Raw genomic sequence first — 26,282 nt, 5'->3', positions numbered from 1 at the left:
TGCCCGCAAATAAAACTCTAATTCCCCAAGGGCAAAAACATGTCACAGCGCAGCTGGTTGCGTGCTTTCTTCATGGTCGTTTGCGCGGCCCTGATTGGCACTATCGTCGTCGCGTGCGGCTCGTCGTCCTCGTCGCTCCAGGTGACCGGGCAGCAGCAGATCCGGCACGTCTTCATCATCACGCTCGAGAATGAAAACTACGCGACCACCTTCGGTGCGAACAGCAAGGCGCCGTATCTGTCGCAGACGCTGGCTTCGCAAGGCGCGATGGTGCAGCAGTACTACGGCACGGGGCACGTGAGTCTCGACAACTACATCGCGATGATCAGCGGTCAGGCGCCGACGCCGGAAACGGACAACGACTGCATCACCTACCAGGACTACAAGCTGACGGGCACGACATCGGACGGTCAGGCGATCGGCTCCGGTTGCGTGTATCCGGCCAGCATCAAGACGCTGCCGGACCAGCTGAAGGCCGCCGGCTACACCTGGAAGGGCTATGAAGGCGACATGGGCAACGACCCGACGCGCGAAGCCGCCACGTGCGGCCACCCAACGCTCAACACGACCGACCTGACCCAATCGGCCGAAGCGCCGAGCGCGGCCGTGCCGCTGGGCGATCAGTACGCGACGCGCCACAACCCGTTCATGTATTTCCACTCGATTATCGATTCGTCGGACTGCGCTCAGAATGTCGTGAACCTGAACAAGCTCACAACCGATCTGCAATCTATCTCGAGCACCGCCAACTTCAACCTGATCACGCCGAGCCTGTGCGACGACGGCCACGACGCGCCGTGCGTGAATGGTCAGCCGGGCGGCCTGACGAGCGCGAACACATTCCTGCAGAAGTGGGTGCCGATTATCACCGCCTCGCCGGCGTTCCAGAAGGACGGTCTGCTGATCATCAACTTCGACGAAAGCAGTTATGCGACGGTGACGCAATCAGCATCCAGCGAGGATCTGATTTTCTCCGGCGCGACCTGCTGCAGTCAGCAGCCAGGTCCGAATCTGCCGGCATTCCCGCAGACTTCGTCGCTGACCTACAAGGGTTTGACGATCAACCTGACCAAGCAGAGCTTCGGCGGGGACCAGACCGGTGCAGTGATGATTTCGAAGTTCATCAAGCCGGGTACGGTGTCGACGGTGCAGTACAACCATTACTCGATGCTCAAGAGCATTGAAGACATTTTCCAGCTGGACCACCTGGGTTACGCGGGGCAGGCCGGTCTGGCCGGGTTCGGCAACGACATCTTCACGAACCTGTAAGCGATCAGATGCCGTTTTTTGCAACGCGATTCACCGGGTGCATCGCCACGCGATTGGCGGCGCTCGTTGCGCTGGTCAGTGCCGCACTGTTGCCGCTGGTGGCAACGGCGGTGGCAACGGCGGCGCCATCGTCGGCAGCCGGAGCGCCTGCCGATGCAAAGCCCGTCTACAGCGACGCCGCGGCGCTCGGGAAGTTGATGTTCTTCGACGCATCGTTGTCAGCGTCGGGCAAGATGTCGTGCGCGAGCTGTCATAGTCCGTCGCATGCGTACGGGCCGCCCAACGGGCTGGCCGCGCAACTGGGCGGGCCCGACATGCGTTCACAAGGCACGCGCGCCGTGCCGAGCCTGCGCTACGTGCTGAACCGCACACCGATGTGGAGTCATGCGCAGGCGGCCAGCATGTCCGAACGTCTGAGCGAGACGGACAACGCGCCGGTTGGCGGCTTCGGCTGGGATGGGCGCTTCAATCATCTGCAGGACCAGGCGCGCTTCCCGCTGTTCAATCCGAACGAGATGGCCAACCAGGATCCGGCAGCGGTGCTTGCGAAACTGGAGCACGCGCCCTACGCGGCGCGCTTCAAGGAAGTGTTCGGCCAGAACATCTTCATCGATCCCGGCAAAGCGTTCGCCCAGGCGATGTATGCGATCGAGCGCTTCGAGCTCGAAGACCCGAGCTTTCACCCGTACACCAGCAAGTTTGATTACTACCTCGACGGAAAATTGCAACTAACGGATCAAGAGTTGAGAGGCAAAAAACTGTTCGACAATCCCGCGGGCGGCAATTGCGCCTCGTGTCACATTGACCAATCGGGTGTCGACGGCTCTCATCCGCTTTTCACCGACTACAATTTCCAGGCGCTCGGCGTGCCGCGCAATCCGGAATTGCGAGCGAACGCGGACCCGAAGTACTTCGACATGGGATTGTGTGGACCGTTGCGCACCGATCAGTCGAACGACAGAAGCAACTGCGGACTCTTCAAGTCGGTGTCGCTGCGTAACACGGCGACGCGGCATGTGTTCTTCCACAACGGCCGCTTTCATACGCTGAAGGACGCGCTGCGTTTCTACGTTCAGCGCGATACGAATCCGGCGAAGTGGTATCCCAAAGATGCGCACGGCAAGGTCGATAAATTCAACGACTTGCCGGTCGCGCTGCGCGTGAATGTCGATACAACCGATGAGCCGCTCACGCGCAAAGCAGGCGAGCGCCCCTTGTGGTCGGAGCAGGATATCGACGACGTCGCGGCTTTCCTCACCACGTTGAACGATGATTACGCGCTGAAACCGAAGCCGTCGAAGTAGCGCGCACAGACACTGGTCGGCGAACCTTTCCTAAGACAAATTCTGGTCGTTTTGTGCCTCATTTTCGGGCAAGGATATAATGCGCGGATCCCCCTTCTTTTCCGTCCTCCGTTATGAGCCGGTTACTTTGCCTGATCGTGCTTTCGCTCGGCCTGATGCAAACCGCAACGGCCGACGAAAACAGTGACCGCATGTCCGCGTATCTGACGCAGAAATTCGGTCTGGCAAAGGAAAAGGCTCAAAAGATTTCAGCTGCGGTGCAATCCGCCGCTTCGAAATATTCACTGCCGCCGGCATTGTTGCTGGCGATCATTTCGATCGAATCCCGCTTCAAGGAAAAGGCCAAGGGCGCCAACGGTGCGACCGGGCTGATGCAGGTGGTGCCGGCCGCCCATCGCGGGCTGCTGAGGAACGTCAAGGACCTCACTGAGCCGACCACCAACATCGAAGTAGGTTCGGCGATTCTGTACGGCTACATGCGCTCGGCAAACGGCGACATGAACGCGGCGCTCAAGAGCTACGGCGGATCGCAGGCGTACGCGAAGAAGGTGAACTTGCGCGTTGAAGATTTCGCCGACGTCGCCGGCTCGCAAGACGGCGCGTCGCGTTCAGACGCGCAAGCCAGCTTGTGCGAGGCTGACCGCTGTGGGGCGTCGGACAACTGGGCCAATGCCTTTACGGTACCGGCCGTCAATGCCGCCGGCGTGAACGGCGTCGCCGGGCTGTCGAGCGGATTGCCCGTGACGTCGCACTGAGCGTCGGCTTTCCTGTCTTTCCCTTTCTGCGTTGCCGCCGCGCCAGGCTGCGGGAGTCGATCGTGATGCCCGGCTAAAGCGGTGTCGTACGTGCGCTGCATGCTTTTTACGCACACACGGCAACCGCTCTACAATGCATTCCCATTCGGGCTCACGCCGCGCCTCTTCTGATCGACCATGTTCACCTCGTTTTCCAAAACCACCGCCGCCGCGCTTTTCGGCCTGCTGGCACTTGCAGCTTGCAGCAGCACTCCGCAGCCAAAATTCCAGCAGGAATTGTTCGAATCGGGTGCGAGTCCTTACGCCCGAAATTTCAACTCGAGCACCACGGATACCTGTGAGGCCGCACGCCGTGCGTTGCTAAGCCAGGGCTATCTAACGACGATGACGCGTACCGATACCGTCGATGGAACGAAGAATTTCCAGCCGACCGGCGATACGCACGTCGTCGTCGAGTTTCATGTGGTGTGTACGCCGGGAGAAGAGGCGAGCGATACGAGCATTGTTTACGTCAATGCCGTGCAGAACGGCTTTGCGCTGAAGAAAAGCGACACGTCCGCGAGCGTCGGGCTAAGCGTGCTGGGTTCGCTGTCGCTGCCGATCCGCTCGAACAACGACGCGATGGTCAAAATCTCGAGTGAGACTATTCCGTCAGGCAAGTTCTACGACCGGTTCTTCGGGCTTGTCGATCACTATTTGCAAACGGTGGTGCGCACACAGCCGGTTGCGAACAGCCGTATCGAGACACGCATGTTGCCGGTTCCGGTCGAAGCAACAATTCCAGCGCCTCTTCCCGAGATGCCTGATGTGATCGACAAGGCTGCTTCTGTACAACCTGCCAGTGCAGCCAGCGTAGCGCCTTGATGCATTGGTGACGCGTGCGGGGTTTGGGCCGGTCAGCCTTTGATGTCATCACGCAGCGCTACTTATCCTATGTCTTTTACTTCATACGTATATATATGTAGTAATAGTTAACAAGGGTTAACCCCTTCTGTGGATAACTTTCAAATTCCCCGCCACATCAACGTCTTGTAGAAACCATAACCTTGCGGAACACGTCTGTAGAAAAACTACAAAACCGGGATAACTTTGACGGGGCTTGCCAGCCGTTGCGTCTTATCAAGATTCCACACACAGGCTGTCCGATACCCTATCCCGAAGTTATTCATAGGCAATTGTGGATAACTTGCGCATCCGGCCCGCGTCCGGCCCGCATCTGACCGTATGCCGCCGCCCGGCGGCGCGGCTTCCGGCGATGCCATCCGCTCGTCACCGTACAGACAGCGACCCCTCCATACGCGTATATTGAAGCTGGAAGGTACGAAGATTGCGTCGATGCTTTTGCGAGCGCAACTGTTGCTATTTAGTCAAAATCATTTCAGCAACGCCCTATCCAGGCATAAAGTTAAAGTGTTTTCTGAAGTTCTTGGTGCAGTGCGGGGGTGTGTAATGAAACGCAGAACAGCACGACAGCTAGTCCGTCTTCTTTCGGATATCAGACATGCCAGCCACTGCACCACGTTGCGGGCGGCAGCCACCAACCGGGCTATCGCCCTTGCGTCCGCCGAACACGACGCTGATGCCGCCGATAGCGACGAAAGCACCGAAGCCGCACGAGAGTCGCCTCACGACAAGCCGGCGCGGAGCGGATCATGAGAACCACGAGCGAACAATCGCTGCGTTTCCTGGTCGAGAAATGGCTGGCGCCGGGACCTTCAGTTCCTGTTCACGTGACCGAATTCAGCCGCACCCGTCTGGGCGGCAGGCGTTATGTGCGGGTGGAGACTTCTCTGGACGCTGGATCGCGCGGCCTTTTTTTCTTTCGTCACGACGACGGCTGCTGGTGTGTGTTTCCGCCCACGGCAGATACGCCCAAGCTCTTTGCGTACCCGCGCGCCGCTTGATTAACGGCGGATGCAGTTACGAGGGCGATTGATCATACCCTCACGAAGCACGAGGCAAGCGCTCACGTTCGCTTTCGTACCGCCGGTTGGGCATCACCTGACACACGATCAAACCGGCGAGCATCAACGCGCATCCGAATAGCGCGCGTGCCGACAGTGTTTCGCCGAGCACGAGCCATCCGGCGAGCGCGGCAAAAACGCCTTCCATACTGAAGATCACCGCGGCATGCGAGGGCGCCGCGTACTTTTGCGCAACCACCTGGATCGTATAAGCGACGCCCACCGACAGCGCACCGCCGTACAAAATCGTCGGCGTGGCGCGCTCGATCACCGCGAGACTGACCGGCTCGATCATGAGGCCGACGGCCAGACATACGAGTCCGCAAGTCACGAACTGCACGAGCGCCAGCATGAGCGCGTCATGCCGCTGCGCGAAGCGGCCGACCAGCATCATCTGTACGGAAATCACCAGGGCGCCGGCAAGCTGATACCAGTCGCCGAACAGGATCGAGAAGTGCTCGTTGACGCTCAGAAAGTACATGCCGATTGCCGCGAGTGTCGCACCAAGCCACGTGCCGAATCCCGTTCGATGACGAAACAGCACGCCGAGCAGCGGCACGATCACCACATACAACGAACTGATGAAGCCGGCGTTGGCGACCTTCGTGTATTGCAGGCCGATCTGCTGCAACGAAATCGATGCTGAGAGCACGACGCCGAGCAACACACCTGCGCCGAGCAGTTCGCGTGCGCCGCCGGGTTCGCGCTTCGACAATTCTGCAAGTGCGGAGCGCCGCACGCAGACAATCATGGTCAGCACGACCAGCGCGCCGAGCAGGAAACGTAATCCCGTGAACAGAAACGGCCCGATCGCATCGAGACTCAAGCGTTGCGCGACGAATGCGGAGCCCCAGATCATGGCCGCGATCAGCATCAGCAGATTGGCGCGCAGGTGTTGGCGTGTGTCAGGTTTCAAAGGCAGTTTTCGAATCAGGTTGTTGTGACAATCGCGAGGCGCGGCCCGAAACTCCGAGTGTGCCTCAGTCATGGCCGCGAGGCACCGATTCTATCCGCGCGCGCGTGCCGGGTACGCGGCGAACACGTGAACACAATTGCGCACACATTCCCCCAACTTCAAGACAGACGCGGCGAGGTGGCGTCCCTAGACTGCGGCTTCCGTCTCAAATAAAAAGTCCTGATTGTGCGCAAACGCCTCTTGTATCTGTATCTGTGTGTTCCGCTGTCTGGCCTGACTTGCTCGTCGATGGCATATGCCGAAAATTTCTACATGTTTTCGCTGGCCGGCGGCGTGGCGCCGCGCTATCAGGGCAGCCGTGATTACCGTCCGTTCGTCGCACCGCTGATCTCCGCTGAGTTCAGCAACGGCATCTTTCTGAGCCCGATGGACGGACTCGGCTACAAGCACACCTTCGCCAATGGGCTGTTCGCATCGGTGGCGCTGAGCTACGACTTTGGCCGCACCGACAGCAATCGTGCCGACTTGCCGGGCTCCGACTATCTGAAGGGCATGGGCCGGATTCCGGGTTCGGTGATGATGTCCGTGCAGGTCGGCGCGCATCTGTTCGGTCCGTCGACTATCAGCATCACGCTGGATCAGCCGCTGACGCATACGAGTCGCGGTACGAGCGGGCACGTCGATCTGACTGTGCCGGTGCTGCAAACCGTCGACAACAACGTCAGCATCACGGGCAGCGTGCATGCAGGCAGTGGCCGGTACACGCAGACGTTTTTCGGCGTCACCGATGCGCAGGCGGCCGCGAGCCGCTTCCAGCCGTATGCGGTGAAAGGCGGATTCGACAGCGCGAAAGTATCGGTCGGCTGGACGTACATGATTTCGCCGCGCTGGTCGGTGCATACCGACGGCGGTGTGACGCGATTGCTCGGCGCGTCGGCGAACAGCCCGATCGTGCAGTCGAAGAACAACTACTTCGCGATCACGGCGCTGACGTATCGCTATTGATGCGTCTGTTGACGCGCCTGTTGACGCGCTGATTGACCGGTTGTCCTGATCGACGTTTCGACGATCTGGCGTCTCTGCAAGGAGCTCGCGATGTTTGCATGGCAAACCCCTCTATCCAACGCCTGGCAGGACAGCCTGGTGTCGTCGGCGCGCGCACAGGCGATCGGTGTCGACAGCATGCTGCTGACCGGTGCGACCGGTTTTATCGGCGGCAATCTGCTGGTGGCGCTGATCAACGCCGGCCTGGTCGAGCGCATGGTGTGTCTGGTGCGCGGCGCCAGCGTGGCCGATGCGCTCGCGCGGCTGCGCGCGTCAGCGGTGCGTTGCGGGCTGCCGCATGCTCGCGCCCAGCGAATCACGGAAGCCAACGTGATGGTCGGCGAGCTCGGCAGCGCGTTTTCGGAGATCGATCTGGCGCGGCTCGCCAAGGCGTCGCATGTGATCAATTGCGCCGCGCGTGCGTCGTTTTCGACACATCCTCACGTACTCGATACAAATGTGCACGATACCTTGCGCTTTGCGTCGCGTTTTGTCGGCAGCAAAACGCTGCGGCGCTTTCTGCACGTGAGCACGGCAATGGCGTGCGGCACGCAATGCGGTGCGAACGTGCAGGAATCTCCGTTCGGCTATGGAGAGACGCACCATCTCGTGCCGTACACGCAAAGCAAACGCGAAGTCGAGCGTCTGCTGCGCAGCACGTATCCGCGCTTGCCGCTGGTGGTGGTGCGGCCGTCGAGCGTGGTTGGCCACACGGTGCTCGGCACGTTGCCGTCGGCGAGTCTGTTCTGGGTGTTTCGCGTGGTGCACGGCGCGCGGCGCTTCACGGCGCGAGCGATGAATCGGATCGACGTGGTGTCCGCCGACGACTGCGCCCGTGCGCTTGCGCTGCTGGCCGTGAAGCCGTCTCTGGCGTTCGATACGTATCACGTGTCGGCGGGTTCGGAAGCGCCGACCGTCGGTCAGATCATCAGCGCCATGGACGAGGCCACCGGCACGTCTGGGCGCCGTTATTCGATGTGCCGCGTGCGCGATTTCGGCAGGATCGCCCGCGAGGTGGTGGGGCGAGACCGTTGCGGCAGCGGACGTCTGATCGAATACGCGCTGCGTTTGTATGCCGGCTTCGCGGATCTGGACTATGCGTTCGACAACCGCCGTCTACGCGACGAGATCGGCTTCGAGCCGCTGCCCTTCACGGACTACGTGAGCGAATGCGTGCGGACTTCGCGCGGGGTGGGCATCGTCGAGCAGATGCGCTGGGACTTCAAATAGCCCTCAGCCGGATGCACAGCCACCGACTCGCGCGATAATCGCGCAACGGCGAGACGACTCACGACACAACTCACCTCCTGGCCCGACCGATTTTCAGGCAAACGCAATGGACGAGAAAGACTGGATCGCAGGCGCCGCGAAGGCGCTGGCGATCATCGAAGCATTCGACGAAGAGCACGCGCGCATGACGCCGACCATGGTGGCGGCTCGCGCCGGACTCTCGCGCACGGCGGCGCGCCGCTATTTATTGACGCTGCGCGAACTCGGCTACGTGGACACCGACGGCAAGCTGTTCTGGCTCGCGCCGCGCGTATTGCGGCTCGGTCAATCGTATCTGGATTCGGCGCGCTTGCCGCGCACCGTGCAGCCGTTTCTTCAACGCATCACCGCAACCGTGCAGGAAACCGCGCTGGTTGCGATTCTCGACGAACACGACGTGGTCTACGTCGCGCGCAACGGCGTCAACCGGGCGATGGCGGTCGGTTTCGTGCTCGGTTCGCGGGCGAGCGCGCCGTTGTCGTCCGCGGGTTTGATCCTGCTTGCGTTCCAGGCGCCGGAAAGCATCGAACAATGGCTGGCGTCCTATCCGATCAAGGTATTCACGCCGCATACGTATTCGACCGTCGAACGCCTGCGCGAAGTGCTGGGCGAAATTCGCCGCGATGGATACGTCGTGACGGATCAGCAACTGGAGTTGGGCATGCGCGGCGTCGCGGTGCCGTTGCGTGACCGGCATGGCTCGGTGGTGGCCGCAATCAGCGTGAGCATGCCGATTGGCCAGGAGTCGGCGAATGCCGCGCTGCATCGGGTGCTGCCGACCCTCCAGGAAACCGCCAGTCTGCTGCGAAACCTGGTCTGAAAGCAGGGCTAGGTAATTTCCCTGATATGGTGTGCTTAACGAGTGAAAGCATATCGAAAGCAAGCTGTCTCCCGGAAAATACATATCGACTTTTGGGCATGACAAACCGCCTACGCTGCGTAATACTCTCCCGCGGGGAGCGGTAAGGCGCCTCAAGCCCTGTCTGCTTCACCGTGCAGCTATTTCATTCACATTGACTCAGTCGTCCAGGTTTGGGGAACAACACATGAAAAAATTTATCGTCTCGCTCGCAGCCGCTTCGATCGCGCTGGTCTCCGTTCAAGCTTTCGCACAGGCATCGGACGCAGCAGCGCCGGCCGCTGCAGCTAGCACGCCGAAGAAGCATCACATCAAGAAGCTGAAGACGCACGGCAAGCGCGCTCCGGTTGCGGCAGCAGCTTCGGCAGCTGGCACGAACGACAAGGGCACGGCAAACTAAGCTCACGCTTGGTTCGGTCGGGCGAACCCTGCCGGTTCTCTTCCGCGGGCCGCTAGTCGGCGAGTGCGGCGCAGTTCCGGTTAAACGTCGCCAGCAAAAAGGCCAGAGCTTCTGCTCTGGCCTTTTTGTATTGCGCGGCGGGTTGGGGTTGGGTTTGCGTAACGCGCGCCGGTTTAGCCTGCGAGACCGCGCTTGATGACTTCGTTCAGCAGTCCGCTCATGCCTTCCGGATGCGTGGCGGCGCGCTCTTTCAGTTCAGCGACCAGCTCGCCATTCAGCTTGCAGGCGAACGCGACGAGGCCTTGTGCCTGGTCGAGCTTGCGCTGTTCGCGGCGATCGAGCTTCGGCTCGGCGGCAGCCGCTTTGCCGAAGCGGTCGGCGGTCGACAGTTTCATTGCGTTGTTCAGCTTGAGTGCCTTGTTCTTTTCAAGGTCGGTTTTTTTCATCGCCATACGGAAGGCCTCTGCCAGATAAGTAATCCCGCATTGTACGCATCGCGCCGCGGGTCGAGTGAGCGGCGGCGATTCCGCACCCGGGCGGGGTTGGCGCGGTGCTCAGGCGGCGCGGAGTCTGGGCCGTCGAGCGATGCTCAAACGGGCCGCTCCGGCACCCCGGCCACGCTGTCCATCAGCGCACGCATTCGTTGCCAGTGCGTGCCTTCCCAGAACACACGCCGGCATACGTCGCAGGTGACGAACTGATTATGCCGTTCCAGCACGCCATCGGGCGCCCGATCGCCAACTTCATCTTTGGCGATACGCCGCAGCGGCGCATTGCACATCAGACACAAGCGGAATGGTTGCGCGCTGCCGGCCAGGTCGAGCCGTTCAAACACTTCGCGCAATTGTTCGCGCGGGCGCAACGCGCGCACGTAGCAGCCATGCGTGATGGCGCTGCGTTTCAATAGCTCACGGTCGCGGGTCAGGACGATGCGCTGTTGTGCGGCGGCGAGGGCTTCGATATCGGCGTCGGGATAGTGGTTGTCGTAGAGCGTATCGAAGCCGGCCAGCCGCAGCAGCGGAGCGAGACCGCCCAGATGGGCATCGGCAATGAAGCGCACCACGCGCAGCGGATGTTCGCGCACGCGCAATAGCGGCTGGATGTCGAGCGCTTCAAACTTCGGATAAACGGCGATGCGATCGCCGTCGGTCAGCGGGTGATTGAAACCGACCGACTCGCCGTTCACCAGAATCAGCTCGACCTCGGTATGCGGCACGCCGAGCACTTCGATCATATGTTTTGCGGTGGCGCCGTGCGCGCAGGCGTAACTGAACGCGCGCCGACGCAAGGGCCGGGCGAGAAAATCGTTCAGCTCCTCATAGAAGCGGAATGTCGCGGTGACCATGACAGCAGTATCGCACCGGGTTTAATTGCGCGCTGTCCTGCACTTGTCGCATGGGTGTGCTTTACTTCCAGTTCTTTAGAAGACGGAGCGACAGATGGACATCGGTTTTATCGGTCTCGGCGAGATGGGCGCCGTGATGGTTGCAAACATTTTGAAAGCCGGGCATCAGGTGCGCGTGTGGAACCGCTCGCCGGAACGCGCGCAACCGCTCGCCGACGCCGGCGCGCGGATCGTCGCGACGCCCGCTGAAGCGTTTGCGGGCGACGCCGTGTTCTCGATGCTCGCCGACGATGCCGCGCTGCGCGAAGTCATCACCGCGTCGCTGCTGGAACACGCCCCGCGTGGCTTGATCCACGTGAACATGGCGACGATTTCGGTGGCGCTGGCCGAGGAACTGGCGACGGCGCACGCCTCGCGCGGCGTTCATTACGTCGCCGCACCGGTGTTGGGCCGGCCGGATGTCGCGGCGGCAGGCAAGCTGACGATCGTGGCGGGCGGCCCGGCCGAGTCGATCGACCACGTGCAGCCGATTTTCGACGCCATCGGCCAGAAAACCTGGCGCATCGGTTCGCTGCCGCAGCAGGCGAACGTGATGAAACTTGCGGCCAACTTCATGCTGGGCGCGGCGGTCGAGACGCTGGGCGAAGCCGCCACGCTCGTGACCGGCCACGGTCTCGCGATGCAGGATTTCCTCGACGTCATCACGAGCGGCCTGTTCCCGGGACCGGTCTATTCCGGGTACGGCAAGTTGATCGCGGAGCAGCACTACGAGCCGGCGCTGTTCAAGGCCCGCCTCGGACTGAAGGACTTGCGTCTTGCGCTGGCGGCCGCTGAAGCAGTCAACACGCCGCTGCCGGTTGCGAGTGTCGTGCGTGACAGCTTGATCGAAGCTGTAGCGCATGGCGATGGCGAAAAGGACTTCGCGGTGCTGGGACAGGTGGCGGCGCGGCGGGCAGGGCGCTGAGCAGGGGCGCGCTTTAAGGAGCGGGCGGGCATAATAGCCACCCAATCTTCTTTGGCGTCGATCTCAATGAGTCTGCATACCTGGTGGCTGTTCGTCGCCACTGTTTTCGTCGTTTCCGCGATTCCCGGTCCGAACATGCTGCTGGTGATGACACACGGCGCGCAGCATGGGCTGCGCCGTTCCAGCGCGACCATGGCCGGCTGCCTGTCGGCGCTGGTGCTGATGCTGGCGGTGTCGGCGGCGGGCCTCGGCGTCTTTCTCGAGGCGTGGCCGGCGATGTTCAACGCGCTGCGGATGATCGGCGCCGCTTATCTCGTCTATCTGGGCATCAAGGCGTGGCGGGCGCCGGCTGACGAAGGCGCTGCCGGCGCAGTCGACGAACTCTCCGCCAAGCCTGCACGCTCGCGCTTTGCCTTGTTTCGCAACGGCTTCCTGGTGGCGGGCAGCAACCCGAAAGCGATCCTGTTCGCCGCCGCGCTGCTGCCGCAGTTCATCGACGCGGCGCAGCCCAAGTTGCCGCAGTTCGGTGTCCTCGTCGCGACTTTTGCGGTTATCGAAGTGAGCTGGTACCTGGTTTATGCAGGCTTCGGCACGCGGATTGGCGCGCGGTTGAAGAGCCGCAGCGTCGCCAGGATGTTCAATCGTCTGACGGGCGGCGTGTTCGTCGGCTTCGGCGCGATGATGGCGCTCGTGCGCCATTAGGCGAACGGCGGCGCTGTGCGTGACCAGCGTGCAGTACGGCTCACAAAGCGTGGTTAGGATTGTTGCACTTATACAACGCAGAGGGTCAACCCTAATTTGAATGTTGCGACGCACCAAACCATTTGCTATAGTTCGTCTTGTCTCCTCCATGTCTCCTCTGATATGGATTCAGCCCGCCCAATTAGGCGGGCTTTTTTTTGCCCTGAATTTCCAGCTTTCTCCAGAAAAGACAAAGCCGGCTGGCCCCTTGTGCGGGGCCGCCGGCTTTGTCGCGTCTGCGCCGAACTCAGAACTTGTACGAGACGGCCAGGAACGAAATGATCGGATCGGCTTTCAGTTCCGCCTTCGACACACCGAGTTCCGTGCCGTCCGCTGCCTTGATGATGACCGAGGAGGTGGTCTTCAACGGAATGTATGTGACCGATGCGACAAGACCCCAGTGGTCGGTGAAGGCGTACGTGAGCCCCGCATTGAACACCGGCTGCCAGGACGACGACGCCTTCGCCGACACCTGCGTTTGTCCGGGCTTGCCCGCGCCCGCTGCCAGCACCGCGCCGAGATTGTTCTGCGTCGACTGCACGAAGTTCTGGCTCAACTGGACGTCGGAGAACCAGTTGTACGACACGCCTATGCCGAGGAACGGCCTGAACTTCGCGGTCGGTGCGTTGAAGTAGTACTGGAACAGCAGCGCCGGACTCCACTGACGCACGCTCTTCACGATCGGGTTGGCTTGCGGATCACCCAGATCCTGTTGACCGAGGGCCCCTGCCGGTCCCGGCGGCTTGATCGTGCCGTGTCCGTAGATCTTGAACACCGGTGGCACGCCCGCGACCGTCGTCACCGCGATGTGATCGGTGAGGTAATGGCTGATGGTGAGACCAACGGTATTGGCGTTATTGCTCGACAACCCCGTGCCGGATGAGGTGAACGAGCTCGGCAGACGCAGCGGTGTATTGATCGGTGTTGGCGCGACGTTGGTGGTCAGCGGCGTGCTCGAATTCTGGGGCATGATGTGGAACCAGCCGAGCACGGCCACGTTGTCGCCCGCGTGTTGTGCATGCGCACTGGCCGACAGGCAGGCGGCCAGTATCGCGAAATAGATTTTTTTCATGTTGTTCCTCCTGAGGCGCGCATTGCGTGGATCGCGCGCAGCGCGCGACGGCGGGTTGGCTGCCCGGCCGGTGCGCTGGATACTCGGTGGACGCCGGCTGCCGCGCTGTTACTGCGCGCAGCAGCCGGGACGCGAACGCCTCGTTGCGTGTCGGCGGCGCGTGCTGCGTCCATTACTGGACGAAGGCGCCGATCGTGAAGTACGGCGAGGCCGCGTTGGTCAGATCGAGGTAGCCGAACACGCCACCCGTGAAGATCATTTTTCCGGTCGGTGTGGTGCCCGTCGATGCACCCACTTGCGTTGTCCTCACGACACCCGGCACGGTTTGCGTGAAGTCCAGATTCAGCGCCGTCGCGAGCGATGCCTGCGAGGCGTTGAACGGATCCAGCAGCGTGGCCTGCGTGCCTTCGAGTGCGGTGGTGCGATAGTCGAACTGGCTATCCACGCCGATGTACTCACCGTTTTGCGAGTTCACCGCGATCGAAGTTTGTGGCGACAGAATCGAGATGCCCGATTCATCGTCCGCGTACGGTCCGAGTTCGCCATTCACCGGCGTGGTCACCGACGAGTTCGCCGCGCCGGTTCGCACCAGGATCGGCACCAACTGGTTGCGCAGCTTGCCGACGATCATGTAGCCGCGAGCCTTGGGCGTGGTGGCGAGCGTCGGTTTGGCCTGGCCCAGGAACTTGTCGGTTTCGAACGCGCCGCTGCCGTCAGCCGACGATACGAAGTTCGTACCCGGTTGTTGGCACGTGCCCGCGTTGACACCGGAGTTGTCGCACTCGCTCCACGTGCCGTCCGCGTTGATCGTGATCTTCGAATCGACGGCGACCGGCGCGAAGTTTTGCGACGGAACCTGGTGATAGCCGAGCTGGTTGTAGGTGCCGGCCACGTTCGCGAGATTCGTTTCAATCGACGAGAAGCCGATGAACGGGTAGTACGGGAACGTGGTATCGGGCACCGCGCCCACGCCGAGAATCCCTGCAAAGGAGATTTCCGCCCCCGGGATCGTGCCGCCCGCCACGCCTTCACCGACAAAAATCCGCGCCGGACGATTCGGGTCGAGGCTCGCACCGTTCAGGCGGAAGGCACACTGATTGAGCTTGTTGGTCGGCAGCAGCGTTTCCTGGGTCAGCGTGCCGCTTGCGGTCTGACCGGCGCGCGTCGGCGCGACGGTGCCGGTGGTCGCGGGAATCGGCGATTCGATGTAGCTGATTTGCCAGGTCATCTTGGTCGTGTCCATCTGCAACTTGACCAGTTCGCCGTCACCGCCGCCGCCTGTGAACACCGTGCCGTAGTCAAGCGACGCAGGACACAGGCGAACTTCCGTCACCGGTCCATCGCCATTGCCGCCGCCACCACCGCACGCCCCCAGCAACGGTGCCGCAAGAGCGAGCACCGAAAGGATTCTCCATTTCATACCGCCTCCAGAATTTTCTCGTTGTGTGTGGCCGGCTCCCAGTCCAGCCACCTTTTGCTATTTATCTCTCGTACTGCGAACTGCCGGTCCTTCGTTCTCTTCGTTCGTTACTTGCTGATCTGTGCGCCGATACCGAAGTAGGGGGCGCTGGAAGCGGTGCTACTGAGCTGCGAAGTTGGTGCCTGGCCACCATTGACGGTGCCCTGAATCTCGATGGCATACAGTCCGCCGGAGGCAATCGCCAAACCGGTCTGCCCGTTCGCCTGCTGGACGCCGACCAACCCGGGGCTCTGCAGACCGTAGCCCAGACCGAAGCCGTCTTCCGCCGCCGAGGTCGACGGGTTGATGAAGGTGCCGACTCCGCCCTGGATCAATGTCGCAGTGGATTTGAAGTTCGAATCCGCGCCGACATAACCGCCGTCGAAGCCGCCGGATGCGAGCGGCGTGGCGGCGGCGAGCATCGCGATGCCGGATTCGTCGTCGACCTTGGCATCGAGATGCAGCGGCGCCGTACCGAGATTCACAAGGCCAGTGCGGACAACGAGCGGTACGGTTGCGCCGTTGATCTGGCCGAGGATCATGTGCGCCGGCGCTACCGAACCGCTGGTTCCCGTGGGCAACGTCAGCTGAGTTCCGATCTGCGGCGTGTTTTGACTATCGAAGTAACCACTGCTGTTGAGCGTCCAGGCGGTGCCGGTCGTCAGGCAGCCACTCGCGCTTGGATGAAACGCGGCGTTGGCCGTATTGGAGCCGGTGCAATTGCCGCTGGCGTCGAAGGTTTCAACCGTATTCGTCGCGGTGGCCGCATAGGAGCCTGACGGCACGAGATGGTAGAGCAGCCCGTTGTAAGTGCCAGGCAACTTGGTGATATCCGTCGTCGTGCTGGCAAAACCAAGGAACGGGTAAAAATCGAAGTGCCGGTTCGGAACGGCGCCGATGTTCTCCAGGCCGGGCAGCGGGGCAATCGTCAGCCCGTCGTACTCGACCGTCGCACCTGGAATGCCGCCGCCGGCCACGCCTTGGCCGACGAGGATCATTGGAGGATTCGGATTGTTGACGAAGTCGGGTGTCGTATAAGGCTGGCCGTCGCCAACGCCGGTACCGGTGCCCGCGCCGAGAATGAATGCGCAGCGCGTCTGTTCGGCGGTCGGCAGCGCGCCGGTCGGCGGGTGGATCACGGCGCCCGTGATTTGCGTGCCCGCGCGCGTCGGTGTGACTTGACCCGTGCGCAACGGAATCGGCGACTCGAGCCACTTCAGCGTGTACGTCATTGCCGTCGCGTCGATGTTCACCTGCACCACTTCGCCGCTACCCGCGCCACCCAGGAACGTGGTCTTCACGATGTCGGCCGTGGCCGGACAGAGCGCGGTAGTACCGCTGTTCGAAGCCGGCGCACCTTGCGCGCCGCAGCTCGAGCCTGAGCATTGCGGGGCATTGATGGCGCCAGGATTATCGGCCTTGCCGCCGCCGCAAGCGATGAGCAATGGGGTCGTGGCGATGGCCATCGTCAGACCTCGAATAATGGCGTGCGCCATGCTGCTGTCTCCCTTCATGTAATTGTGCGAACTAATTTCGCTGCGCGCTTAATGCCTGTCAATTGAATGAGCCGTCTAAAAAGACCGATTCAAACGGAGAAATTTTTGCCGGACGCGCACGGTGCAGGGCTTGGCAGCCCTTTTAAACAAAAAAGGATTTTTGAGTGTCTCGACGACACCGTTGCTTCGCCGCACACCCTTGTCAGGCAAGCGTTGCAGCAAAATGGCTCTATCATCTTCGAACGGTCGTTCGAGAAAAAGTCCGTAATTTCCCTATGCGGAAAACTATGCTTGGCAGATCAATTTCAGGAATGAGTTACCGGCGGTTGGTGAGCAGTCCGATTTTTCTTTTTAAAGTAATGCGGGCTACTACTGATTAACTGCGAAGGAGAAAATTCTGATGGCGGGCTTTTAAAACAAAAAGCCGGTCTTTGCAGACCGGCTTTTTTGCGGATTGAAGGCGCATTGCCCTCGGCTATTCGATCCGTGCTCAGCGTTTCAAGCCAGTTTCTTCCGCGGTGCCGATTGCGAGGTTCATGCACTGGATCGCCGCGCCCGATGCGCCCTTGCCCAGGTTATCGAGGCGCGCGACGGTCACGAAGCGCTCTTCGTTGCCGAACACGAACAGGTCGACACGGTTGGTATCGTTGTTCGCTTGTACGTCGAAGAAGCCGTCGTCGAGGTTCGCGTCCGCATTGAACGGTGCAACGTGCACGAAGGCCTCGCCTGCGTAGTACTCGGCGAATAGCGCCTGCACGTCTTGCGGCGTGGCCTTCTTGGCCAACTGGTTCGGCGAGAAGAAAGTGGTGACCGCGAGACCCTTGTAGAAATCGCCGACGATCGGCGTGAACACCGGCGCCGATTTCAGCCCCGTATGCGCCGCCATTTCCGGCAGATGCTTGTGCGTGAGGCCGAGTGCGTACGGGCGCGGGCTCTTGAGCTTGTCATTGCCGCCGGCTTCGTAGTCGGTAATCATTTTCTTGCCGCCACCGCTGTAACCGGTGATCGAGTAAGCGTGCGCGGCGAACTCCGGCGCCACGACGCCCGCTTCGACGAGCGGACGCATGGCCAGCACGAAGGCCGACGCATGGCAGCCCGGCACGGCGATGCGTTTTGCGGTGCGCAGACGTTCGCGTTGCGAACGGGCCAGCTCGGGCAGGCCATAGGCCCAGTCTGCCGACGTGCGGAAAGCGGTACTGGCATCGATCAGCACGGTACGGTCGTTTTCGACCAGCGAGGCCGACTCGCGCGAGGCGACGTCCGGCAGGCACAGGAACGTGACGTCCGATGCGTTGATGAGACGGCGGCGCTCTTCGAGGTCCTTGCGTTTGGCTTCTTCGATACGCAGGATCTCCACGTCGGCGCGTTGCGACAGGTATTCGAAAATCTTCAGGCCGGTCGTGCCTTCCTGTCCGTCGACAAAAACTTTCGTGCTCATCTCGATCTCACTGGCTTGCTGGAAACGGGGCGCGACACCGCGCCGGAACGCTATTTTAAGACCTGATCGCGGCGGGCGTGCGAAACGGGGTGAAAAAACGACGATGCGCGCCGAAAGTGACATCGGCGTGACTGGTTACAGGATAGATGGGAGCCGATGCAAGGGGCTTACGGGCAGATGGAAGCGCGGGTCAGAGGTCGCGCCGCGCATTGCAAAAAACGCGGCGCCCCTCTCGAGCGCGTGCTGCTTTCTGACGCGAGCCTGCGGACAGTGCGTTATCGCGCCGCAGCGTTCCACTGCGCCGTCACGCCGGCGATGCGCGCGCCGAACATCCGGGCCGTTTCCAGATCGCCCGCGGGCGGCGCTTCTTCCGGCGAGGCATCCGCCGGGGACTGCGCCAGCAGGCCGGTAAAGCCGCCCACGTAGTTCAGGTCGTTGCGGGTCGCCGCCTTGGTGTTCGACGGCATCATGCCGGTGCCTGCCCAGATCATGCTGTGTTGCATCGCCAGCGTGACGAAGTACTGGATCGTCGAGAATTTGTCGCCGTTCATTGTTGCCGAGTTGGTGAAGCCGGCCGCGATCTTGTCTTTCCACGCTTGGCCGAACCACGGTTTCGAACTCGCGTCGGCGAATTTCTTGAAGTCGGCGGACGGGCCGCCCATGTAGGTCGGTGCGCCGAAGATGATGGCGTCGGCGGCCGCCAGTTCCGCCCAGCCCGCGTCGTCGATTTCGCCGACCGGCATGAGTCTGGCGTCCGCGCCGGCTTCGAGCGTGCCGGCCAGCACGGCCTCGGCGACTTTCTTCGTGTGGCCGTAGCCGCTGTGATAAACGATGACGATCTTCGACATGGCACTCTCCAGTGAGATGAAAAGCAGGGGTAGGCAAGGCAAACATGTGCGCGTGTAGCGACGCGACATCGACAAGCATCGCTTACACCGCTCCGTTGCACATTAGCGTGCGTGGATGACAGAAATTCCGCTGCGGCGGCAATGTGAAGCACGCCCTGCGTCAATTGGTGCGTCGGACCGGCATTGGGCACATGGCACACGGACGGTATAGGGCAGAAGGCATAGGGCACACGGCGTAGGGCGCCACGTGAGTCCCACTCCAACTCGCAACCGATGCGGTTCGAGTCAGCGTTGACAGATGACGCTACCGCCCGTAGTTGACCACCATCCGCGCGCTGTCGAGCGTGGCAGTGCCGATTTCGTGATCGAACATGAGCGCCGGGCGTCCCTGTGCGAGGCGCAGGTCCGCGGTGTTCAGCGCATAAACGGTGATGACATAGCGATGAGGTTTGCCGGCCGGCGGGCAGGGGCCGCCGTAGCCTTCGATATCGAAGTCGTTGCGCGCCTCGACTGCGCCGAGCTTCTTCAGGACGCCAGACGAGCTGGCGTTTTCCGGCAGACTGTTGACGGTGGCCGGAATTGCCGCAACGGCCCAGTGCCACCAGCCGCGGCCTGGCGCATCCGGATCGAACATCGTGACCGCGAAGCTGCGCGTGCCGGCCGGCGCATCGTGCCACGTCAACTGTGGCGAGCGATTGCCGCCTTTGCAGTCGTCCTGATTGAAAACCTGCGCCGCATCTACGGTACCGCCCGCACGGAAGCTGGCGCTGGTCAGCGTGAACGGGCCCTCTGCGAATGCGTGAGCGCCATGCGTCGCCCATAGCGCGAGACCGAGTATCGCGCAGGTGACCGACGGCATACGGCGAAACGGCGAAGCAAGCGAAACAACCAGGCAACGCGAGCGCATGTGCCGGTTCTCCTGTCAGGGTGCGAGGCGGTTGTCCTCGCGAGATTATTGTCCCTATTTTGTGCCCCAACGACGAATCAAGTCTAACATTAGGTTTGCGACGGATCATTGTGGCCGCCGGAAGGTTGGGCGGACGTGAAATCGGCTATAGTCGGAGGAATTGTCCGCGCAAATACAGACCGCGTACCCGATCAGTTCAAGTATTAAGAATAGAAAGGCATGTCAGAAGTTTTGGAGAGTGGGTTATCTGTCGAGGGGAGGGCAATGCAAGATCCAGTCAGGGTCGTGGTCGCCGACGACCATCCGGTGATTCTGTTCGGCGCCGAACAAGCTTTGCTCAAGTTTCCAGGTCTGCAGGTCGTCGCGCGTGCGCGACAGTCAACCGAACTGGTCAAGGTGCTGCAGACCGTTGCGTGCGATGTGCTCGTGACGGATCTGGCAATGCCGGGCGGCCAATACGGCGACGGTTTGCCGCTGATCGGCTACCTGCGCCGCAATTTCCCCAACCTTCCCATCGTCGTGCTGACGATGTTGGAGAACGCCGCGTTGCTGAAACGGCTGAGCGAGCTTGGGGTTACTTCGGTCGTCAACAAATCGGACGATCTGAGCCACATCGGGCTCGCGGTGCAGCACGTCAGTCGCAACCTGGAATACATGAGCCCGTCCGTCAAGGCTTCGCTCGATACGCTGCGCATGAATGCCGGCGGTAAGAACGAAGAGGTGATGCTGTCGCGGCGCGAACTCGAGGTTGTGCGCCTGTTCGTGTCGGGTATGACGATCAAGGAGATCTCGGAGCAGCTCAATCGCAGCATCAAGACGATCAGTACGCAGAAGAATACGGCGATGCGCAAGCTCGGCATCGATCGCGATTCCGAGTTATTCCAGTACGCGCAGAGCAACGGCTTGCTGAATCTGTCGTCGCATTCGGTCGGCGATACCGGCGGCACATCCTAGCGGCGGTTGTACTTTCGTCCGGCCGGACGAGCTCAATGCAAAAAGGCCGCCTGTCGATGAGACAGGCGGCCTTTTTTATTCGAACCGCATTGAGCGGTTGCGCTTACTGCGGCGTGGCGTTGGCGCCGCCGTGTGCCGCCGACCATTCGGCCGGTGCGTGCAGGAATTTTTCCACTTCGTCGAGCGTGTTGGCGTCGAAGTAGTTGTTTGCCTTGGCGACGCGCAGCACGTCCCACCACGTGGCAAGCGCGTGCAGATCGACGTCGATGTCTTTCAGCACCGACACGCTTTCCTTGAAGATGTTGTAGTGGAACAGCACGAAGCAGTGGTTCACCGTCGCGCCGGCGGTGCGCAGCGCGTTGATGAAGTTGATCTTGCTGCGGCTGTCCGTGGTCAGATCCTCGACCAGCAGCACGCGTTGACCTTCGGTCAGCAGACCTTCGATCTGCGCGTTACGGCCGAAACCCTTCGGCTTCTTGCGCACGTATTGCATCGGCACCATCAGACGGTCGGAGAGCCATGCCGCGAACGGGATGCCGGCGGTTTCGCCACCGGCCACCGCGTCGATCTGCTCATAGCCGACGTCGCGCAGGATGGTGGCTTCGGCCATTTCCATCAGGCCACGGCGTACGCGCGGATACGAGATCAGCTTGCGGCAGTCGATATACACCGGGCTCGCCCAGCCGGACGTGAAAATGTACGGTTTCTCCGCGTTGAAGTGCACTGCTTGCACTTCCAGCAGCATCTTGGCGGTCGTGTCGGAGATCGTCTGGCGATCGAAGCCTGTCATGGGCGGATCCTTGGGTGTGAGCGAGGAGAAGCGGGCGCGGGGCCCGGTGGCGCAGCCAGGCGAGGTATGCCGCGCCATGATGGGCGGCGCCTTGATAGGCCAATACGTAGCCGGTCAGTGGAGTGCAGGCCGGTGCTTGCTGCGCGCGTAGCCCGGCATTTTACCCGAAATGAGCCCTTCCGAGGAGGCCGTCGTGCGTGCCGGCGGCGAATGACGGTCATAACGACCGCACTGAGCAGGGCTTGCGAGGTTCGTCGGGAACCGCATTGTCGCTGCTTGCGGAGTTGTTTTTGGGCCTGTTTTTTGGCTTGCTTGTGAGTCGCCTGGAGCGCCTTTACACTCACGCGAATTTCTTGGGCGGGCTTGCATGCGTTGCATGGCTATCGCCTGCGTGTTTTACGGAACACTTTCAATGACTCCCGCTTCTTCCGCCGCCGAAACCCGTGAACCTGCCAGAAGCGGCTATGCCGGCCGCGCGCTGATCGCGTCGGTGCTCGGTTACGCGATGGACGGCTTCGATCTGCTGATCCTGGGCTTCATGTTGCCGGTGATCGCCGTGGATCTGCATCTGAGCTCCGCGCAGGCAGGCTCGCTGGTTACATGGACGCTGATTGGCGCTGTCGCTGGCGGCCTGATCTTCGGCGTATTGAGCGACTATTTCGGCCGCGTGCGGATGCTGACGTGGACGATTCTGATTTTCGCCGTCTTCACCGGCCTGTGCGCGCTGGCGCAAGGTTATACCGACCTGCTGGCCTATCGGACCATTGCAGGCATTGGCCTCGGTGGTGAGTTCGGCATCGGCATGACGCTGGTGGCCGAGGCGTGGCCGGCGTCGCAGCGGGCGCGGGTGTCGTCCTATGTCGGGCTGGGATGGCAACTCGGGGTATTGGCGGCGGCGTTGCTGACGCCGCTACTGCTGCCGGTGATCAGCTGGCGCGGCATGTTCGCGCTTGGATTGCTGCCTGCCGTGGTGTCGTTTTTCGTGCGGCGTCGCGTCGAGGAGCCGGCGCTTTTCACCGAACGTGTCGCACGCGGGATGCGCAAGCTTCCCCTCAGATTGCTGGTGGCCGACGGACGCACCGCGCGCGCCAGCATCGGTGTCGCGATTCTCTGTTCGGTCCAGAACTTCGGCTATTACGGCCTGATGATCTGGCTTCCCAGCTATTTGTCGAAAACCTTCGGCTATTCGCTGACGAAATCCGGCGTGTGGACCGCCGTGACGGTGCTCGGCATGGCGTGCGGCATCTGGTTGTTCGGCATGGCAGCCGACCGTTTCGGCCGCAAGCCGACGTTCCTGTTCTATCAGGTGGGCGCGGTGGTGATGGTATTCGTCTACGCTCATCTGACCACGCCGATGGCATTGCTGATCGGCGGCGCGGCGATGGGCGTGTTCGTCAACGGGATGATCGGCGGTTATGGTGCGCTGATCTCCGAGCTTTACCCGACCGACGCACGCGCTACCGCGCAGAACGTGCTGTTCAACGTCGGCCGGGCGGTCGGCGGTTTTGGGCCGGTAGTCGTAGGCGCGTTGGCCGCGCGCTATTCGTTCGGCGCCGCGCTCGCATTGCTCGCGTCGATCTATCTGCTCGACGTTTTCGCGACGCTCTTTCTGATCCCCGAACGACGTGGCGCCGAGCTCGAATGACATGCGCGTGACTCACGCTCGATCCATGCTTGCCACGGTCATGCAGCACGCGCGGCCAATTGTCGGATGACGGCTGGATGCGGCGCTGCAGCATGACTGGCCGGTGTTTCGCCAATGGCGAGCCATGTTAACCACTCAGTGCATCGACGCATTCGGGGTGTACACTAACCGACCCGCGTAGCACTCCGCACCGTCTTGCCCTCCGCCGAGGTTCGACGCCGCGCCCAACCGGCGCATGCGAAAACCGCCGCAGTCGATTATCCATTCGATAGACGTACGCGACGCCAACGGTGCAGTGTGCCGGGCCCAATTACTTACGTCTCGCAGGCTAAAAAATGGACGAACAACTTAAGCAAAGCGCTCTCGCCTACCACCAGTTTCCGAAGCCCGGCAAGATTTCGGTCACACCCACCAAGCCGTTATCGAACCAGCTCGACCTGTCGCTCGCCTACTCGCCGGGCGTCGCCGCGGCCTGCATGGCGATCTACGAGGATCCGCTCGACGCGCAGAAGTACACCTCGCGTGGCAACCTGGTCGGCGTAATCACGAACGGTACGGCCGTGCTCGGTCTCGGCAATATCGGCCCGCTCGCCGCGAAGCCGGTGATGGAAGGCAAGGGTTGCCTGTTCAAGAAGTTCGCCGGCATCGACGTGTTCGACATCGAACTGAGCGAATCCGACCCGGACAAGCTGGTTGAAGCGATCGCGATGCTCGAGCCGACCTTGGGCGGCATCAACCTTGAAGACATCAAGGCGCCGGAATGCTTCTACATCGAGAAGAAGCTGCGCGAGCGCATGAAGATTCCCGTCTTCCACGACGATCAGCACGGCACCGCGATCATCGCTTCGGCGGCGATCCTGAACGGCCTGAAAGTAGTCGGCAAGAAACTCGACGAAGTGAAGCTGGTGTGTTCGGGCGCAGGCGCTGCGGCAATCGCGTGTCTGGATCTGCTGGTGAATCTGGGCCTGTCGAAAAAGAACGTGCTGGTCACGGACTCGAAGGGCGTGATCTACGAAGGCCGCGGCAACCTGGATCCGTCGAAGGAACGTTACGCGGCGAACACCGAAGCGCGCACGCTGGCTGACGCGATTCGCGGCGCCGACGTGTTCCTCGGTTGCTCGAGCGCCGGCGTCTTGAAGCCGGAAATGGTTGCCGAAATGGGCACGCGGCCGCTGATTCTGGCACTGGCGAATCCGGAACCGGAAATCCGCCCGGAAGAAGCCAGGAAGGTACGCCCGGACTGCATTATCGCGACTGGCCGTTCGGACTACCCGAACCAGGTCAACAACGTGCTGTGCTTCCCGTTCATCTTCCGCGGCGCGCTGGATGTCGGCGCAACCACGATCACGGAAGAAATGAAGCTCGCGTGCGTGCGCGCGATTGCCGAACTGGCAGAAGAAACCGATCAGGGCGATGAAGTCGCCAAGGCGTACGAAGGCCACTCGCTCGAATTCGGCCCGGAATATCTGATTCCGAAGCCGTTCGATCCGCGCCTGATCATCAAGATCGCGCCGGCTGTCGCGCAAGCCGCGATGGACTCGGGTGTCGCGACCCGTCCGATCAAGGATATGGACGCGTACCGCGAAGAACTCGGCACGACCGTGTACCGCACCGGCATGGTGATGCGTCCGGTGTTCGCTGCTGCCAAGTCGGAACCGGCACGCATCGTGTTCGCCGAAGGTGAGGACGAGCGCGTGCTGCGCGCCGCGCAATTCGTGCTGCTGGAAAAGATCGCGAAGCCGATTCTGGTCGGCCGTCCGTCGGTGATCGAGATGCGGTTGAAGAAGATGGGCTCGAAGCTGAAGTGCGGTCAGGACTTCGAAGTCGTCGATCCGGAAGACGATCCGCGCTATCAGCAATGCTGGCAGGCGTACCACGAACTCGGCGCGCGCGAAGGCGTGACGCCGGACGTCGCGAAGGCCGCGATGCGCAAGTTCAACACGCTGATCGGTGCGATCCTCGTGCGCCTCGGCGAAGCCGACGGCATGATCTGCGGGATGATCGGCCAGTACCACACGCATCTGAATTTCATCGAACAGGTGCTGGGTAAGGCGGACAACGTGCAGAACTTCGCCGCCATGAACCTGCTGATGCTGCCGGGCCGCAATCTGTTCATCTGCGATACGTACGTGAACGAAACGCCGACCGCCGAACAGCTCGCCGATATGACGATGCTGGCTTCGCGTGAAATCGAAAAGTTCGGCATCACGCCGAAGGTTGCGTTGCTGTCGAATTCGAACTTCGGCAGTGCGCCGTCGTCGTCGTCGCAACGTATGGCCGCGGCTCGCAAGTTGATCGCCGAGCGCGCGCCTTCGCTCGAGATCGACGGTGAGATGCACGGCGACGCGGCGTTGTCGGAAGCAGTCCGCAAGGCTGCGTTCCCGGGCACGACGCTGACCGGCGAAGCAAACCTGCTGATCATGCCGAACGTGGAAGCGGCGAACATCACGTACAACCTGCTGAAGATGATCGGCGGCGAAGGCGTGACGGTCGGTCCGTTCCTGCTGGGCGCGGAAAAGCCGGTGCACATTCTGACGCCGGCTGCGACCGTACGACGCATCATCAACATGACGGCGGTGGCTTCGGCAAACGCACGCAAGGGGTGAGCGCGCAGTCATGCGGATGAGTTGATGGTTGAAGCGGCGCCGCATTGCGGCGCTTGCCGAAACGCAAGGAGAACGCCACGGAAGTTGATTCCGTGGCGTTTTTTTATGTATGCGCTCTTATTTTGTTGGCCGTTGGTCTGGGAAATTCTTATTCGGCCATGTGATCTTTAAGAGTGCTCTTATTCGATTCGCTGTGACACTTTTGTAAAGTTACTTCTGAAGCGCGGCACAACGCGA

Annotated in this window: 24 protein-coding genes; 14 read left to right on the top strand and 10 right to left on the bottom strand. The window is 61.5% G+C overall.

Features of this window, described 5'->3' with window-relative positions; genetic code table 11:
* Window positions 1-39 precede the first annotated feature (39 nt).
* From ACOSV0_RS18855 to ACOSV0_RS18835, 5 genes are all read left to right on the top strand, one after another.
* Window positions 40-1,269: an alkaline phosphatase family protein gene (locus ACOSV0_RS18855; RefSeq protein ID WP_434107592.1), complete on the top strand. Its 1,230-nt coding sequence runs from the start codon at window positions 40-42 to the stop codon at window positions 1,267-1,269.
* Between the two features lie 8 nt (window positions 1,270-1,277).
* Complete coding sequence (locus ACOSV0_RS18850; RefSeq protein WP_434107591.1) at window positions 1,278-2,573, top strand: cytochrome-c peroxidase; 1,296 nt, start codon at window positions 1,278-1,280, stop codon at window positions 2,571-2,573.
* A 113-nt stretch (window positions 2,574-2,686) separates the two neighbouring features.
* Complete coding sequence (locus ACOSV0_RS18845) at window positions 2,687-3,328, top strand: lytic transglycosylase domain-containing protein (RefSeq protein WP_434107590.1); 642 nt, start codon at window positions 2,687-2,689, stop codon at window positions 3,326-3,328.
* 177 nt (window positions 3,329-3,505) lie between these two features.
* Window positions 3,506-4,192 carry a DUF2242 domain-containing protein gene (locus tag ACOSV0_RS18840; RefSeq protein WP_434107589.1) on the top strand — a complete coding sequence of 229 codons (687 nt, stop codon included), beginning with the start codon at window positions 3,506-3,508 and terminating at the stop codon, window positions 4,190-4,192.
* Window positions 4,193-4,980: 788 nt separating this feature from the next.
* The gene (locus ACOSV0_RS18835) at window positions 4,981-5,232 is read left to right on the top strand and encodes a hypothetical protein (RefSeq protein WP_434107588.1); all 252 of its coding nucleotides are present in this window, start codon (window positions 4,981-4,983) and stop codon (window positions 5,230-5,232) included.
* Window positions 5,233-5,272: 40 nt separating this feature from the next.
* Here ACOSV0_RS18835 and ACOSV0_RS18830 read toward each other — a convergent pair whose 3' ends face one another.
* Entirely contained in the window at window positions 5,273-6,208 is a 936-nt protein-coding gene (locus tag ACOSV0_RS18830) for a DMT family transporter (RefSeq protein ID WP_434107587.1), read from the bottom strand.
* Window positions 6,209-6,496: 288 nt separating this feature from the next.
* Here ACOSV0_RS18830 and ACOSV0_RS18825 point away from each other — a divergent pair, with 288 nt between their 5' ends.
* The 4 genes from ACOSV0_RS18825 to ACOSV0_RS18810 all read left to right on the top strand — a co-directional run bounded on the left by ACOSV0_RS18825 (window position 6,497) and on the right by ACOSV0_RS18810 (window position 9,780).
* A complete protein-coding gene (locus tag ACOSV0_RS18825) occupies window positions 6,497-7,213 on the top strand; it encodes a MipA/OmpV family protein (RefSeq protein WP_434107585.1) in 717 nt (238 codons plus the stop codon).
* 90 nt (window positions 7,214-7,303) lie between these two features.
* Window positions 7,304-8,482: an SDR family oxidoreductase gene (locus tag ACOSV0_RS18820; protein WP_434107584.1), complete on the top strand. Its 1,179-nt coding sequence runs from the start codon at window positions 7,304-7,306 to the stop codon at window positions 8,480-8,482.
* A gap of 106 nt (window positions 8,483-8,588) precedes the next feature.
* Window positions 8,589-9,341, top strand: coding sequence for an IclR family transcriptional regulator domain-containing protein (locus ACOSV0_RS18815; protein ID WP_434107583.1), 753 nt, complete (start codon window positions 8,589-8,591; stop codon window positions 9,339-9,341).
* Window positions 9,342-9,567: 226 nt separating this feature from the next.
* Entirely contained in the window at window positions 9,568-9,780 is a 213-nt protein-coding gene (locus ACOSV0_RS18810; protein ID WP_120347941.1) for a hypothetical protein, read from the top strand.
* Between the two features lie 173 nt (window positions 9,781-9,953).
* On the opposite strand, the gene ACOSV0_RS18805 is transcribed toward ACOSV0_RS18810, so the two are convergent.
* Complete coding sequence (locus ACOSV0_RS18805; protein ID WP_434107582.1) at window positions 9,954-10,232, bottom strand: hypothetical protein; 279 nt, start codon at window positions 10,230-10,232, stop codon at window positions 9,954-9,956.
* Between the two features lie 137 nt (window positions 10,233-10,369).
* Window positions 10,370-11,125, bottom strand: a complete 756-nt coding sequence (locus ACOSV0_RS18800; RefSeq protein WP_434107580.1) for a Mut7-C RNAse domain-containing protein — start codon at window positions 11,123-11,125, stop codon at window positions 10,370-10,372.
* Between the two features lie 94 nt (window positions 11,126-11,219).
* On the opposite strand from ACOSV0_RS18800, the gene ACOSV0_RS18795 reads away from it, so the two are divergent.
* Window positions 11,220-12,089 (top strand): NAD(P)-dependent oxidoreductase, encoded by an 870-nt coding sequence (locus tag ACOSV0_RS18795; RefSeq protein ID WP_434107579.1) that lies wholly within the window; start codon window positions 11,220-11,222, stop codon window positions 12,087-12,089.
* A gap of 66 nt (window positions 12,090-12,155) precedes the next feature.
* On the top strand, window positions 12,156-12,791 hold the full coding sequence (locus ACOSV0_RS18790; RefSeq protein ID WP_434107578.1) for a LysE family translocator: 636 nt from the start codon (window positions 12,156-12,158) through the stop codon (window positions 12,789-12,791).
* 286 nt (window positions 12,792-13,077) lie between these two features.
* Here ACOSV0_RS18790 and ACOSV0_RS18785 read toward each other — a convergent pair whose 3' ends face one another.
* From ACOSV0_RS18785 to ACOSV0_RS18760, 6 genes are all read right to left on the bottom strand, one after another.
* On the bottom strand, window positions 13,078-13,902 hold the full coding sequence (locus ACOSV0_RS18785; protein WP_434107577.1) for an OmpW/AlkL family protein: 825 nt from the start codon (window positions 13,900-13,902) through the stop codon (window positions 13,078-13,080).
* Window positions 13,903-14,074: 172 nt separating this feature from the next.
* Window positions 14,075-15,322, bottom strand: coding sequence for a DUF2957 domain-containing protein (locus ACOSV0_RS18780; protein ID WP_434107576.1), 1,248 nt, complete (start codon window positions 15,320-15,322; stop codon window positions 14,075-14,077).
* Window positions 15,323-15,429: 107 nt separating this feature from the next.
* Entirely contained in the window at window positions 15,430-16,857 is a 1,428-nt protein-coding gene (locus ACOSV0_RS18775; protein ID WP_434107574.1) for a DUF2957 domain-containing protein, read from the bottom strand.
* Window positions 16,858-17,347: 490 nt separating this feature from the next.
* Entirely contained in the window at window positions 17,348-18,295 is a 948-nt protein-coding gene (gene argC / locus ACOSV0_RS18770; protein ID WP_434107573.1) for an N-acetyl-gamma-glutamyl-phosphate reductase, read from the bottom strand.
* Between the two features lie 275 nt (window positions 18,296-18,570).
* Complete coding sequence (locus ACOSV0_RS18765; protein WP_434107572.1) at window positions 18,571-19,143, bottom strand: flavodoxin family protein; 573 nt, start codon at window positions 19,141-19,143, stop codon at window positions 18,571-18,573.
* A gap of 304 nt (window positions 19,144-19,447) precedes the next feature.
* Window positions 19,448-20,050, bottom strand: a complete 603-nt coding sequence (locus ACOSV0_RS18760; RefSeq protein WP_434107570.1) for a YbhB/YbcL family Raf kinase inhibitor-like protein — start codon at window positions 20,048-20,050, stop codon at window positions 19,448-19,450.
* 264 nt (window positions 20,051-20,314) lie between these two features.
* On the opposite strand from ACOSV0_RS18760, the gene ACOSV0_RS18755 reads away from it, so the two are divergent.
* Entirely contained in the window at window positions 20,315-21,004 is a 690-nt protein-coding gene (locus ACOSV0_RS18755; RefSeq protein WP_434107569.1) for a response regulator, read from the top strand.
* 103 nt (window positions 21,005-21,107) lie between these two features.
* On the opposite strand, the gene ACOSV0_RS18750 is transcribed toward ACOSV0_RS18755, so the two are convergent.
* Window positions 21,108-21,794, bottom strand: a complete 687-nt coding sequence (locus tag ACOSV0_RS18750) for an orotate phosphoribosyltransferase (protein ID WP_434107568.1) — start codon at window positions 21,792-21,794, stop codon at window positions 21,108-21,110.
* Between the two features lie 412 nt (window positions 21,795-22,206).
* On the opposite strand from ACOSV0_RS18750, the gene ACOSV0_RS18745 reads away from it, so the two are divergent.
* Window positions 22,207-23,439: an MFS transporter gene (locus tag ACOSV0_RS18745; RefSeq protein ID WP_434107567.1), complete on the top strand. Its 1,233-nt coding sequence runs from the start codon at window positions 22,207-22,209 to the stop codon at window positions 23,437-23,439.
* Window positions 23,440-23,774: 335 nt separating this feature from the next.
* On the top strand, window positions 23,775-26,045 hold the full coding sequence (locus tag ACOSV0_RS18740; protein WP_434107566.1) for an NADP-dependent malic enzyme: 2,271 nt from the start codon (window positions 23,775-23,777) through the stop codon (window positions 26,043-26,045).
* Window positions 26,046-26,282: the final 237 nt, after the last annotated feature.

It is taken from the genome of Paraburkholderia caffeinilytica (genome assembly GCF_051027425.1).
Taxonomy (GTDB): domain Bacteria; phylum Pseudomonadota; class Gammaproteobacteria; order Burkholderiales; family Burkholderiaceae; genus Paraburkholderia; species Paraburkholderia caffeinilytica_A.
The sequence above is the reverse complement of the archived record's forward strand: the minus strand, read 5'-3'. Positions and strand labels throughout refer to the sequence as shown.